This is a genomic window from Sphingobacterium sp. UBA7249, from assembly GCF_002472835.1.
GTDB classification, from domain to species: domain Bacteria; phylum Bacteroidota; class Bacteroidia; order Sphingobacteriales; family Sphingobacteriaceae; genus Sphingobacterium; species Sphingobacterium prati.
The window spans coordinates 359,887-374,212 of the sequence record NZ_DKST01000025.1 but is presented as its reverse complement, the minus strand read 5'-3'; the positions used below and the strand labels follow the sequence as shown (position 1 = coordinate 374,212).

At 39.4% G+C, this 14,326-nt stretch carries 12 protein-coding genes and 5 tRNA genes; 1 reads left to right on the top strand and 16 read right to left on the bottom strand.

From position 1 onward, the window contains the following. The 13 genes from rpoB to B4A24_RS18100 all read right to left on the bottom strand — a co-directional run. A partial coding sequence (gene rpoB / locus B4A24_RS18160; RefSeq protein ID WP_293946434.1) for a DNA-directed RNA polymerase subunit beta occupies positions 1-3,594 on the bottom strand: 3,594 nt, incomplete at its 3' end. A gap of 168 nt (positions 3,595-3,762) precedes the next feature. Beyond that, positions 3,763-4,140 carry a 50S ribosomal protein L7/L12 gene (rplL, locus tag B4A24_RS18155; protein WP_002992785.1) on the bottom strand — a complete coding sequence of 126 codons (378 nt, stop codon included), beginning with the start codon at positions 4,138-4,140 and terminating at the stop codon, positions 3,763-3,765. Positions 4,141-4,218: 78 nt separating this feature from the next. Continuing rightward, complete coding sequence (gene rplJ / locus B4A24_RS18150; RefSeq protein ID WP_108635839.1) at positions 4,219-4,737, bottom strand: 50S ribosomal protein L10; 519 nt, start codon at positions 4,735-4,737, stop codon at positions 4,219-4,221. Positions 4,738-4,739: 2 nt separating this feature from the next. Next, positions 4,740-5,438 carry a 50S ribosomal protein L1 gene (rplA, locus tag B4A24_RS18145; protein WP_046672240.1) on the bottom strand — a complete coding sequence of 233 codons (699 nt, stop codon included), beginning with the start codon at positions 5,436-5,438 and terminating at the stop codon, positions 4,740-4,742. A 22-nt stretch (positions 5,439-5,460) separates the two neighbouring features. After that, entirely contained in the window at positions 5,461-5,904 is a 444-nt protein-coding gene (gene rplK, locus B4A24_RS18140) for a 50S ribosomal protein L11 (protein ID WP_028072660.1), read from the bottom strand. 660 nt (positions 5,905-6,564) lie between these two features. Further along, the gene (nusG, locus tag B4A24_RS18135) at positions 6,565-7,110 is read right to left on the bottom strand and encodes a transcription termination/antitermination protein NusG (protein ID WP_104384853.1); all 546 of its coding nucleotides are present in this window, start codon (positions 7,108-7,110) and stop codon (positions 6,565-6,567) included. Between the two features lie 19 nt (positions 7,111-7,129). Continuing rightward, positions 7,130-7,324, bottom strand: a complete 195-nt coding sequence (gene secE / locus B4A24_RS18130; RefSeq protein WP_028072657.1) for a preprotein translocase subunit SecE — start codon at positions 7,322-7,324, stop codon at positions 7,130-7,132. Between the two features lie 23 nt (positions 7,325-7,347). Continuing rightward, a tRNA-Trp gene (locus B4A24_RS18125) sits at positions 7,348-7,418 on the bottom strand. Positions 7,419-7,580: 162 nt separating this feature from the next. After that, positions 7,581-8,765, bottom strand: a complete 1,185-nt coding sequence (gene tuf, locus B4A24_RS18120) for an elongation factor Tu (protein WP_077437774.1) — start codon at positions 8,763-8,765, stop codon at positions 7,581-7,583. A gap of 72 nt (positions 8,766-8,837) precedes the next feature. Beyond that, a tRNA-Thr gene (locus B4A24_RS18115) sits at positions 8,838-8,909 on the bottom strand. A 95-nt stretch (positions 8,910-9,004) separates the two neighbouring features. Then, positions 9,005-9,077 (bottom strand) — tRNA-Gly (locus B4A24_RS18110). A 48-nt stretch (positions 9,078-9,125) separates the two neighbouring features. Then, positions 9,126-9,206, bottom strand: a tRNA-Tyr gene (locus tag B4A24_RS18105). Between the two features lie 26 nt (positions 9,207-9,232). Beyond that, positions 9,233-9,305, bottom strand: a tRNA-Thr gene (locus B4A24_RS18100). 433 nt (positions 9,306-9,738) lie between these two features. Here B4A24_RS18100 and B4A24_RS18095 point away from each other — a divergent pair. Further along, a complete protein-coding gene (locus B4A24_RS18095; protein ID WP_293946433.1) occupies positions 9,739-10,794 on the top strand; it encodes a BamA/TamA family outer membrane protein in 1,056 nt (351 codons plus the stop codon). A 73-nt stretch (positions 10,795-10,867) separates the two neighbouring features. Here the strand turns inward: B4A24_RS18095 and B4A24_RS18090 are convergent, their stop codons facing one another. From B4A24_RS18090 to B4A24_RS18080, 3 genes are all read right to left on the bottom strand, one after another. After that, on the bottom strand, positions 10,868-11,395 hold the full coding sequence (locus B4A24_RS18090; RefSeq protein ID WP_293946432.1) for a hypothetical protein: 528 nt from the start codon (positions 11,393-11,395) through the stop codon (positions 10,868-10,870). Between the two features lie 223 nt (positions 11,396-11,618). Beyond that, a complete protein-coding gene (locus tag B4A24_RS18085; RefSeq protein ID WP_293946431.1) occupies positions 11,619-12,938 on the bottom strand; it encodes a sensor histidine kinase in 1,320 nt (439 codons plus the stop codon). 3 nt (positions 12,939-12,941) lie between these two features. Continuing rightward, positions 12,942-14,303, bottom strand: a complete 1,362-nt coding sequence (locus B4A24_RS18080; RefSeq protein ID WP_172393104.1) for a sigma-54-dependent transcriptional regulator — start codon at positions 14,301-14,303, stop codon at positions 12,942-12,944. Between the last annotated feature and the right edge of the window lie 23 nt (positions 14,304-14,326).

Sequence of the window (14,326 nt, the reverse complement as noted above, 5' to 3'; positions counted from 1 at the left end):
ACGCTGACCACCGAATTGTGCTTTACCACCCAGCGGCTGTTGTGTAATCAATGAGTACGGACCGATCGAACGAGCGTGCATTTTATCATCAACCATGTGACCTAATTTCAACATGTAAATTACACCTACAGTTGTTGGTTGATCAAAACGGTCACCTGTCAATCCGTTATACAAATATGTACGTCCAGATTTTGGCAAACCAGCTTTCGCCACCCAGTCTTGTACTTGGTCCATTTCAGCACCGTCAAAGATTGGCGTAGCAAATTTGACACCTAATTTTTGACCAGCCCAACCCAATACGGTTTCGTAGATCTGGCCCAAGTTCATCCGTGAAGGTACCCCTAATGGGTTCAACACGATATCAACTGGTGTACCATCTTCTAAGAATGGCATATCCTCATCACGTACGATACGTGCAACGATACCTTTATTACCGTGACGACCGGCCATCTTATCCCCTACTTTCAATTTACGTTTTTTAGCAACGTAAACTTTAGCCATCTGCACGATTCCTGATGGAAGCTCATCCCCGACAGATACTGCGAATTTATCACGTTTGAACGAACCTAACTCCTCATTAATTTTGATATTGTAATTATGAAGGGCCATTTTGATCAACTCGTTTTTATCTTCATCAGTTGTCCATCCCATTGGGTTGATGTTGTTGTAATCTAATTCAGCTAAGATTTTTTGTGTAAACTTAGCACCTTTAGCTACTAACAATTCTTTATATACATTGTATACACCTTGGCTTGTTTTACCATTCACTACAGTGAATAATTTTTCCACCAAACGCTCTTTCAATGATTTAACAGCCCTATCATGAGCTACTTCTAATTTCTCTAAAGTTTTACGTTCAACCTCTTTAGACATTTTCTTCGCACGGGAGAATAACTTCGTATCGATGACAACACCTTTTAATGAAGGTGGAGTTTTCAATGAAGCATCTTTTACATCACCCGCTTTGTCACCAAAGATTGCGCGTAATAATTTCTCCTCTGGAGAAGGATCAGACTCACCCTTAGGTGTGATTTTACCGATCAAGATATCGCCACCACCAACTTCTGCACCAATACGGATAATACCGTTTTCGTCCAAGTCTTTCGTCGCTTCCTCAGATACGTTAGGAATATCAGCTGTCAATTCTTCCTCACCACGTTTTGTATCACGAACTTCAAGTTCGAATTCTTCAATGTGAAGAGAAGTAAACCAGTCTTCTTTCGCTACACGCTCAGAAATCACGATCGCATCCTCAAAGTTATATCCTTGCCAAGGCATGAATGCTACTTTCAAGTTACGACCCAATGCCAATTCACCATTTTCAGTAGCATAACCTTCACATAATACCTGTCCTGGTTCCACCCGTTGGCCTTTTCTAACGATAGGCTTCAAGTTCATACAAGTATTCTGGTTGGTTTTCTTGAATTTGATCAATCTATATGTTCTGACATCATCATCAAATGATACAAGACGATCATCATCGTTTCTGTCATAACGGATTTTAATTTCATCAGCATCTACATATTCTACCACACCATGACCTTCGGCATTGATCAAAGTACGTGAATCTTTCGCTACACGACCTTCAAGACCAGTACCTACGATAGGAGCTTGCGGGCGCAATACAGGCACAGCCTGACGTTGCATGTTTGATCCCATCAATGCACGGTTGGCATCATCGTGTTCCAAGAAAGGAATTAACGAAGCCGCAATAGATGTAATTTGGTTTGGAGCGACGTCCATATAATCAAGCATTTCAGGCTCAATAATTGGGAAGTCACCTTCGTATCTGGCTTTCACTTTTGCATCTTCGAAATTGCCTTTGTCATCATACAAAGCGTTCGCTTGCGCAATTGTTTTACCATCTTCATCCTCTGCAGATAAGTATACTACAGGTTCGTTAACCACAACAACCCCATCTTTTACCTTACGGTAAGGAGTTTCAATAAAACCTAAGTGGTTGATTTTGGCGTGTACAGCCAAAGAAGAGATCAAACCAATGTTTGGACCCTCTGGCGTTTCGATTGTACAAAGACGACCATAGTGAGTATAGTGAACGTCACGAACTTCGAAGCCTGCACGCTCACGAGAAAGACCACCTGGACCTAAAGCTGACAAACGACGCTTGTGCGTAATTTCAGCAAGAGGATTGGTTTGGTCCATGAACTGAGACAACTGGTTTGTACCGAAGAACGAATTGATTACCGACGAAAGTGTACGTGCGTTAATCAAATCCGTTGGCGTAAACACTTCATTATCGCGGATGTTCATACGCTCACGGATTGTACGCGCCATACGAGATAGACCTACACCAAATTGAGCATATAATTGTTCACCTACAGTACGTACACGACGGTTTGACAAGTGGTCAATATCATCCACCTCAGCTTTGGAGTTGATCAAATTGATCAAATACTTCACAATTGCGATGATGTCCTCACGTGTTAATACTTTCGTATCGTCCGGAGTACCCAACTTCAATTTACGGTTGATACGGTAACGACCTACGTCGCCCAAATCATAACGTTTATCAGAGAAAAACAAACGATCGATGATACCACGAGCAGTTTCCTCATCTGGTGGTTCAGCGTTACGCAATTGACGATAGATATGTTCTACCGCTTCTTTTTCTGAGTTGGATGTATCTTTTTGTAAAGTGTTATATATAATAGAATAGTCCGCATTGTTTGACTCATCGTCTTTTGCCAAGATAATGGACTTGACGCCAGCTTCGATAATCAAATCAATGTGATCCTCTTCTAGAACAGTTTCACGCTCAAGGATAATTTCGTTACGGTCGATAGATACTACTTCACCAGTATCCTCATCCACGAAATCTTCTACCCATTTTTTCAATACCCTAGCCGCAAGACGACGACCAACATATTTTTTAAGACCAGATTTACTAACTTTTACTTCATCAGCTAGGTCAAACAATTCTAAGATATCTTTATCCGAATCGTAACCGATAGCACGCAATAAGGTAGTAACTGGAAATTTCTTTTTACGGTCGATATAAGCATACATGACGTTGTTTACGTCTGTTGCGAATTCGATCCAAGATCCTTTGAAAGGAATTACCCTTGCAGAATAAAGTTTAGTACCATTTGTGTGTCTACTTTGACCAAAGAAAACGCCCGGCGAACGGTGTAATTGCGATACGATGACACGCTCTGCACCATTTACCACGAAAGTACCTTTAGGAGTCATATAAGGGATAGTCCCTAAATATACATCCTGAACAATAGTTTCGAAATCTTCGTGTTCTTCATCATTACAAGATAACTTTAACTTAGCCTTTAGAGGAACGCTATAAGTCAAGCCGCGCTCGATACACTCTTGGATATCATAACGTGGTGGATCAATGAAATAATCCAAAAACTCTAGCACAAAAATGTTTCTTGAATCAGAAATAGGGAAGTTTTCCGAGAATACCTTGAACAGCCCTTCCTGATGGCGGTTGTCAGAAGTAGTTTCTAATTGAAAAAACTCCTTGAAAGATTCCAATTGCACATCTAAGAAATCTGGATATTCCAAAACTTTCTTACTTGTTGCAAAGTTTATTCTTTCTTGTTGAATATTATTGTTTGCCAAGGGAATATGAATTTTAGTTTTAAAAAAACTGCGCTTACATGTATGCTGTAAACCACGTGTCCACTGTGCCCAGCATATACACAGCATAGTGGCGTATTGATATAAATAGGAATAGACTCTGACGAAAAATCGTCAGAGTCTAAACCTTTTCGGGCTAATTAGTTGAGATTATTTAATCTCAACAACAGCACCAGCTTCTTCTAATTGTTTTTTCAAAGCTTCTGCTTCGTCTTTAGATACACCAGCTTTCAATTCTTTAGGTGCTCCGTCAACTAAATCTTTAGCTTCTTTCAAGCCTAATCCAGCTAAATCTTTAACCAATTTAACTACAGCTAATTTTTGACCACCAGCTTCTTTCAAGATAACGTCAAATGAAGTTTTCTCTTCTGCAGCAGCAGCACCACCTTCAGCTGGAGCAGCAGCTACAGCAACAGCAGCAGCAGCAGGCTCGATGCCATACTCGTCTTTTAAGATATCAGCTAATTCTTTAACTTCTTTTACTGTTAAGTTAACTAACTGTTCAGCAAGTTGTTTTAAATCTGCCATTTTATTTTGAATTTTTGAATGTACTTTGTAAAAATTGTTAATTAAATTGTAACGAATGATTCTGTTCTAGAGGATTCGTTAACCTCTTTCTTCTAAAGCTTTTACTAAACCTGCAACAGTATTTCCTCCTGATTGAAGAGCAGAAATAACATTTTTCGCAGGTGACTGCAATGCAGCGATAACGTCAGCGATAAGTTCGTTTTTAGATTTAAGATTAACTAATGCAGTTAATTGATTATCTCCTACGAATGCTGTTGCCTCAATGAAAGCCGCTTTTAACAACGGTTTCTCACCTGTTTTGCGCAATTCTTTGATTAATTTAGCAGGTGCATTAGCGACTTCAGAAAACATCATTGTAGACGCACCTTTAAGCGTTCCAAAAATATCTTCTTCTTCAACACCAGCTTCGATCAATGCTTTCTTAATTAAAGTGTTTTTAACAGCTTTAATTTCGATACCTTGCTCAAAACATTTACGACGAATGCTATTCACTTTTTCAACGGACAACTCAGCAGTATCGGTAATATAGAAGTTACCGTAAGATTTAATCTGTTCGGCCAAAGCTTGAACAATTTCTTGTTTTTCTTCTTTTCTCATGATTAAATACCTGCTACTGATTTAGTCTCAATATGAATACCAGGACTCATAGTTGAGGAAATGTGAATACTTTTAAAGTAAGTTCCTTTAGCTGCAGATGGTTTCAAACGAGCTAGAGTTTGTAATACCTCTAATGCGTTATCATATATTTTATCTGCATCGAACGACGCTTTACCAATAGAAGTATGGATGATACCGGTTTTGTCAACTTTGAAATCGATCTTACCACCTTTTACATCTGTTACAGCTTTACCAACTTCTGTTGTAACTGTACCAGTTTTAGGGTTAGGCATCAAGTTTCTTGGACCTAAAATACGACCCAATTTACCAACTTTAGCCATAACACTAGGCATAGTAATAATGATATCAACGTCAGTCCAACCACCTTCAATTTTGCTGATGTAATCATCTAAACCTACGTAGTCTGCACCTGCTGCCTTAGCTTCTTCTTCCTTGTCAGGAGTACACAAAACTAAAACGCGAACAGTTTTACCAGTACCGTGAGGTAATGTTGCAATACCACGCACCATTTGATTTGCTTTACGAGGATCTACGCCCAAACGAACGTCGATATCCACAGAAGCATCAAATTTGGTCAATGAGATTTCTTTAACTAAAGCCGAAGCTTCTTTCAAAGAGTATGCTTTACCAGCTTCAATTTTGGATAGTGCCGCTTTTTGATTTTTTGTTAATCTAGCCACTTTTCTTAAATTGATTTCTTAATTAATTGTTCCAAGGAGCATTACCGGATACAGTAATACCCATACTACGTGCTGTACCAGCTACCATTCTCATAGCAGCCTCTACAGTAAATGCATTTAAATCAGGCATTTTATCTTTAGCGATAGTCTCAACTTGTTCCCAAGTGATAGCCGCAACCTTTTTACGGTTAGGCTCGCCAGATCCACTTTTTAATTTAGCAGCATCTTTTAATTGAACTGCTACCGGTGGAGTCTTGATGATAAAATCAAATGACTTATCCGCGTAAACTGTAATGACAACAGGTAATACTTGACCTGGTTTGTCTTGCGTACGAGCGTTGAACTGTTTACAGAAATCCATGATATTCACACCTTTAGCACCTAATGCAGGTCCTACTGGAGGTGAAGGATTCGCAGCTCCGCCCTTAACTTGTAATTTTACTAACGCACTGACTTCTTTTGCCATTTTGTTTTGAATTTAATTTTGTTAAATGTCTGTTAGTAAGTTGGAAGCAAATAACGTAACATTCATCGATCGGGACGTAACACCCCAACCGAGGTGCAAAGTTAATAAGAAGATTTGAATCCTGCAAGTATATAACTTTTAATTTTTCAGGAATTTATGTTTTTCTTTGTAAAGGTTCAATCTATTCCGACATACTTCCATTTGTACTCAATTGCCATCACGGAATAACCTTGTTTCATAATTTTCTTCGAAGGCTAACTCCTGTCTCCGCTATTTCCAAAGACATCATCTAATCCCGCATTTACGCCTTACATAAAAGCATCAAAATTATTGATCAATGCAATCAAAACACCGATTATAACCAAAGCATATACCCTTAGAAAAACTGTCAAATATCCAAGAATGATCTGTTACATGTTGAGATATCCAAAGGTCGATTTAAATGAGTTTAAAATCTCAAACGTAAGTAAAACGACATTTGAATGATACTGTTCATCACAAAGTACAGGTCATAGGGACTAGCTGAGATACCATTTAACATTCTTCCAGATGACGGTATCGGTTATATTCTACAGCAGTCCAGGATAACATAGAAGAGGAAAAAACAAAAAAAGCCTTACATTTTCATGTAAAGCTTTTTTCTATCGTTAATTACTAATCTTACTCTTTTTCTACTTGCATGTAATTTAACTCAAGTGGAGTCTTACGACCGAAGACCTTCACCATCACGATCAATTTCTTCTTATCCTCATGTACCTCTTCAATTTCACCTGTAAAGCCGTTAAAAGGACCATCATTAACTTTCACCGTTTCACCAACGTAGTAAGGAACATTGATAGTTTCTCCTTGCTCAGCCATCTCATCAACCTTACCTAAGATACGGTTAACTTCTGCTTGACGCAAAGGGACAGCATTACCAGCTTTATCTCCTAAGAAGCCAATTACACTATTGATGTTCTTAATAACGTGCTCCAACTCACCATCTAATGCCGCTTCTAACAAAACATATCCAGGATAGTAGTTACGTTCTTTAGCGACTTTTTTACCATCGCGCATCAAGTAATATTTTTCCATTGGAATTAACACTTGAGGAACCAAGTGTTCAATACCTAAACGACTAACTTCGGCATCAATATATTGCTTTACTTTCTTTTCTTTTCCACTTACAGCACGAACTACGTACCATTTTAAACCTTGATCTGCCATAAATAAATACTATTGAAAATTAAGAAGCAATACCGTACAAGAACTCCAACCCAACACTCGAAGCCTTATCCATTACAAAGACTACCAATGCAATAAGAAGAGAAGCAACAAGCACAATAACAGCTGAACTTTGCAACTGAGACCATGTAGGCCAAGTCACTTTCTCAGTGATCTCTACATAAGAGTCTTTAAAAAAATCAAGTACTTTTGCCATTTTAGTTTATCTGTTTTTATAAGCACGGGCACCAGGACTCGAACCCAGACCAAAGGTTTTGGAGACCTTCGTTCTACCTTTAAACTATGCCCGTGTATTTCTTATTTTGTGATGCAAATATAGTGTTTTAAACCACTTTCTGCAAATCTTTTTTTCTTTTTTTTTATTTTAATCCGATAAATCGCTTACCGAAAAAATAAGCTAATCAACCTCAATTGATTAGCTTATCTTATATTGTTCTAGATCTAATTACAGACTAGATGATTTCAGTTACCTGACCAGCACCTACTGTACGACCACCCTCACGGATAGCGAAACGTAGACCTTTTTCCATAGCGATAGGAGAGATCAATTTAACAGAGATCGTAACGTTATCACCTGGCATAACCATTTCAGTACCTTCTGGTAAAGAGATTTCTCCAGTTACGTCAGTTGTACGGAAATAGAATTGAGGACGGTATTTGTTGAAGAATGGAGTGTGACGACCACCTTCAGCTTTTGACAATACGTAAACCTCAGCTTTGAAATGATCGTGAGGAGTTACTGAACCTGGTTTACAGATAACCATACCACGTTTGATATCAGTTTTCTCAATACCACGTAACAATAAACCTACGTTATCACCTGCTTCACCGTAATCTAAGATTTTACGGAACATCTCAACACCTGTTACTGTAGATTTCAAGTTCTCAGCACCCATACCTAAGATCTCAACTGGATCACCAGAGTTGATTACACCTCTTTCGATACGACCTGTAGCAACTGTACCACGACCAGTGATTGAGAATACGTCCTCGATAGGCATCAAGAAAGGTAAATCAGTCAAACGTGGAGGAATTGGAATGTAGTTATCTACAGCATCCATTAATTCCATGATTTTCTCAACCCACTCAGGCTCACCATTCAATGCACCTAAAGCAGATCCTTTGATTACAGGGATATCATCACCTGGGAATTCGTAGAATGACAATAACTCACGAACTTCCATTTCTACTAAGTCTAACAACTCAGGGTCATCAACTAAGTCAGTTTTGTTCATGAATACTACTAACGCAGGAACACCTACTTGGCGAGCCAACAAGATGTGCTCACGAGTTTGAGGCATAGGACCATCAGTCGCAGCAACTACGATGATAGCACCGTCCATTTGAGCAGCACCAGTTACCATGTTCTTAACGTAGTCAGCGTGACCTGGACAGTCAACGTGTGCATAGTGACGGTTAGCTGTAGAATATTCTACGTGTGCAGTATTGATTGTGATACCACGCTCTTTTTCTTCAGGAGCAGAGTCAATTGAATCAAATGAACGAGCTTCTGACAAACCTTTATCAGCCAATACTTTAGTGATAGCAGCTGTAGTTGTAGTTTTACCGTGGTCAACGTGACCGATAGTACCAATGTTTAAGTGTGGTTTACTACGGTCAAATTTCTCTTTTGCCATGTTTATGCGAATTAGTAATTATAAATTATTTCTATTTGTTATATACTCTTGCTTAACTTTTACACAAGTACGAGCCAAAGATGGGATTTGAACCCACGACCTCTTCCTTACCAAGGAAGTGCTCTACCCCTGAGCTACTTCGGCTTACTAAAAAACCTTATTTACGTATTAATGCCCCCACCTTTAGATACATTATTATCAAAGAAGATAGAGACTAAATTTAATACTTGAAAAATTTGAGCGGAAGACGAGGTTCGAACTCGCGACCTATAGCTTGGAAGGCTATCGCTCTACCAACTGAGCTACTTCCGCTTAATAACTAGAAACTAGAGTAAATCTAAACTCCAATTAAAAAAAGTGTGGAGGGAGAAGGATTCGAACCTTCGAAGCCGAAGCAACGGATTTACAGTCCGTCCCATTTGACCGCTCTGGAACCCCTCCAGACCTGTAACTTTCGTTACATTTAGAGCCTCTTATCGGGATCGAACCAATGACCTACTGATTACAAGTCAGTTGCTCTACCAGCTGAGCTAAAGAGGCTTCTAATATTTTTAAAAAAACTTACGTTCTATCAACGCTAATCAGATAGCTTTATCTTTTCAGCGAGTGCAAATATCGAATTTACTTTTGATTTTTGCAAGTTTATTTTTTACTTTTTTTTCATTTAAAGAACTAAGCAAACTTAGTTGTAATGAACCGTTGTTCCTTTGTTTGCTGATGCAAAGATAGACACAAAACTCACTTTACAAAAATATTTATCAAAAAAAAACACCACTTTTTGTCAATTATACTGATATGCAGCACAATAATTTTTAATTGGTTATTTACCTATTTTGGTTATTTGCTTAATGTACTATCTTTGGGCATGCAAATTTTACCGCAATCACTTTCAAAACTTACCCGGTATACAGCGCTGCTTGCGTTATTTATAGTCGGAAAAAACGATTTGAAAGCTCAAAATATTATTCAAAAATTGAGTAAAAAATTCCTCTCGGCTGAAAAGGACTCTACACGTTCAGGCAGCTTTATGGTTCTACCCGCCGTTGGCTACGCACAGGAAACAGGTGTCGAATATGGTTTAGCCAGCTCCTATAATTTCTATTTGGACAAGTCTGATCCCCATATCCGTACTTCTACGATGATGCTTATGGGAACTTTTACCTCTAAACATCAGTCTAATTTTAAATTCCAAACTGATCTTTGGTCAAAAAATAACGACTATCATTTTGTCAGCGAAATTCGATACCGCAACTGGCCATTTAATTATTATGGCATCGGCATGGACACCTGGAAGGCGGACGAAGAACGGGTTGATCAAAAGCTATTTCGCGTAAAACTGGAAGCTGAAAAAAAGGTTGGAAATAATCTATATTCGGGGGTCAATATACAATACGACAATTTTTCGATCCGTAGTGACAGCACCGACCATGCATTCAATCAATCCAATCTTATTGGAAAAGAGGGTGGCCAGCAATTGCTACTTGGTGTATCTCAGTTATTTGACAACCGGGATAATGTTTCCTATAGCACCCGTGGTTATTATGCCAAATTGCGGCTCGCTTACGCGCCTAAGTTATGGACGAGCACAGACTTCAATGGGGCAAACTTGGATATAGACCTTCGCGGTTTTTTCCCAATACACAAACAGGTCACGCTTGCCCTCCAGGGAATCTTTCGTTCGACATTCGGCAAAACAATTCCTTTCTATAATTACCGCGAGTTAGGTGGCGACATGATGATGCGTGGATATTACCTCGGCCGTTATCGTGACAAAAATTACCTTGCTTCTCAGGCGGAATTGCGTTATCGTTTCCATCCTCGCTTCGGCATTGTTGGTTTCTCGGGAATTGGATCAACTTTTTCTAAAGAAAATAGCAGTAGATACGTACCTAGTTATGGCGGTGGCGTACGTTACTTCTTTAGCTTGGAGCATAATAGCAGCATTCGATTTGATTATTCTTATGGGGAACAAAGAGCTGGAGAAAAACGACAATCGGGCTTCTACCTTTCCTTAAGTGAGGCTTTCTAAATAAAAATGGGAGCAATTCATCATTTTGCTCCCTCAATAGGCCCAAACTGGATACTCGATACCCCAGTCCACCTTAAAATCTGATCAAAAAATTTTCTTTGTGCTGTCCTTTTCTGAAATAAACTAAACCAATTCGATATAAGTCTACTGTGACAACCACGCGATCATCATCCCTGAGTTTGTTCCAATAGTCTTCCCGTTCGACTGACAAATGGGGCTCGTTTACAATCAGCATATCGCGTTCAGCAACGTAAGTCAGTAATTTCAGGTCAAGATGTGCCTGATCAATATAATAGATTTTACGGGTGGAATAGCTCCCAGTTCTATCTTTCAATAGCTTTTCATAATCTGCTGTTGGCGCTTCGGCCAGATACGCAAACTGATCATAGGCAAAAGCTTTTAATATACGGTCGACTAACAGATACTTTTTTTGCTCTACCCTGCCTCTTTCCCGGATACCAAGGGGCAAATTTGCAATCGCATCAGCTTCATCTTGCTGATAAATTACTTCATCAACCAATTTATAAACAAACGGAGAATGTGTCCCATGCCGGCTATGGGATATGAAATAATGGCGCCAATACTTCAGGTGGTAGTTCATTTTGCTGCAAACATCGAAAAATTTAACCTGATATACAATTAAATTCTTGTTCCGTCATGGTATAATTAATCATCTACAGCTGGTAAAAAAGTATATACAACACCGCTTTCAGTGATTATTTCACATGGAACATTTAATTTCAACGTAAATGAACAAGCGTCGCAACTTTTACCTTGAGCACAAAAGGAAAAGGATTAAGATATGTTGTACCTCGCATTTTAACTTAAAACTGGAGTACAAAAGCGCTGCCTTCTCCCTCCACACTATTGAGAAAAATGGTTCCCTTATGCAACAACATAATCTGTTTGCTCAGCGTCAGGCCAACCCCGGTACCTGTTTTCTTTGTGGTAAAAAATGGTGTGAAGATCTGTTCCTGAAGATCAACCGGGATTCCCGCCCCGTTATCTTCAATGCGAACCTGCACCTTCCCATCTATTTCCAATGCAGACAAACTTATGTATGCATCTTCCCTAGTCTTTACCGCATCTATGGCATTCAACATCAAATTGATAATAACTTGTTCAATCAGATTGACATCAGCATAAAGTACCAAACGCGTATTCTTTAAGATAATATCGACATCGATATTTTTTTGAATCAATGTCGGCTCAAGCAGCTGATAGATATGTTCAAATAGCTGGGAAATCTGAATAGGTGCCACCTGTGGCTGATCCACTTTGTTAATCATGCGGTAGCTTTTTGCAAAATGCAAGAGTCCTTCGCTCCGACGTTTAATGGTCGATATACCTGTCTTCAGATCATCAATATCCTCATATCCTCTAAAATGATCCAATCGTCCATTGAGTGTTTCGGCTAGCGAGCTGATCGGGGCAATAGAGTTCATGATCTCGTGCGTAAGCACACGTAATAATTTATGCCAGGCTTTCGTCTCAGTCTCGTCGATGGCTTCATTGATATTTTGATAAACTACAATACGAAATACAGCATCCTGGGTCTCAAAACTAGAACTTTGGATCAACAACTTGATCTTCCCTTTGCTCGATTGAATAGGTTCCATTTGCTGTTGGCCATTGTCCAGTAGCATTGTTTTTTCATAAAGGTCAGGATTTTTCTTTTTTAGTCCGGCGATATTCCCCAAATGGGGCAAATGGAAAAGCTGCTTGAAAGCATCGTTCACCCACATCACTTTTCCAGTATCCATTTCATAGAAGATGATCGCTGAATTCAACATATTGATGACACGGTCAAGATACTGATGTTGAATTTCTTGTTTAATGCTAATCTCCTTATAAGTTTCGTTAATTTGATTAAAAGCAGTAAATAATTGCCCTTCAGTTGATTTTGGATTTTTCACCAAAAAACGTCGTGTAAAGTCTCTATATTTGACAGCCTCTGCAAATTCGACAAGCTGGCGTTCTAAGAAATTATATTGACCATACAGATTGAAACCTAGATAAAGCATCATGCAAAAGACCAATGCGGCCTGCACATACTCATGTTTCATCAACAGATAGGCGCCGGCAACCGAAGCCGCCAAAAGCAAAATAACCTTAATTGCATTTAAAATCTTTCCATGTCTCATAGACTAGATATCGTATTTCTCCAAACGCCTGTAGAGAGCAGCACGGGTAAGGCCCAATTCCTTTGCAGCTTTACTAATATTGCCATTATAACGTTCGATGGCTGATTTGATAGCCTTCCGTTCCAATTCTTCCAGATTTTGACTGTTGGATACAGATTCAACAACAACCCTTTCCGCTTGTTGTTCAATAGGTGAGAAAAATAGGTCATTTCCTGCAATGCTTACCTGATCAGCCATGATTACAGCCCGTTCGATACTGTATTGCAGCTCCCGGACATTTCCCGGAAAATGGTATGCAAAAAGTTTTTTGATAGCATCAGGTTCAAATCCCTCGATCCGCTTATTATATTTCTTGGCATAGATATCCAGAAAATGTACGGCCAATAGTTTAATATCCTCTCCCCTCTCACGTAATGGTGGCACCTGAATCTCCACAGTATTGATCCGATAAATCAAATCCTTTCGAAAACGGCTTTCATCCGACAGATGTTTCAGCGATACATTTGTTGCGGAGATCAAACGAATATCTACGGGGATCGGTTGGTAAGAGCCCAGGGGTGTAACCTGTCGGTTTTGTAGCACAGTCAATAGTTTGGCTTGTTGTTGCAAGGAGATATTCCCAATTTCATCCAGGAACAATGTTCCTCCATTTGCTGCTTCGAAACGTCCTTGACGATCTTCGCGTGCATCCGTGAATGCCCCTTTTTTATAGCCAAAAAGCTCGCTTTCAAATAACGTTTCTGTCAGCGCTCCCACATCAACCTTCACATACACTTGATCTGAGCGTAATGACCGTCGTTGGATAGCCTGTGCAATCAGATCCTTACCTGTTCCATTTTCGCCTAGTATCAGAATATTTGCATCAGTCGGTGCTATTTTTTCAAGTTTATATTGCAGTTCATCCATGACCACTGAATTACCGATGAGATCCGGACTAGTACTTGAGCGTAACAGCGAACTTTTATTCTTCCGCTCCCTATTCTTTGACTCCGCAAGTGTGCTTTCAATCGTTGCCAACAACTGCTCATTTTCCCAAGGCTTAACCACAAAGTCAGCAGCGCCTTGTTTCAGTGACTTTACTGCTAGATCGACGGCGCCATAGGCCGTGATCATAATCACATGAACCTGCGGAAACTTTTCCTTGATCCGCGATAACCAATATAAGCCTTCATTTCCTGTATTGATCGTGCTTTTGAAATTCATATCCAGAAGCACAAGGTCATAAGGCATTTTCTCCAAATGCCCAATCAGGTTTTCTGGATTAGATTCGACTTGAACATGGCTAACTTTAGGTTTCAGCAAAATCCTTGCTGCAGTAAGTAAATCTTGGTCATCGTCGACAACTAAAATAGATGCTTTTTTCATATTCCCTGGCTTCTTTCAGACAC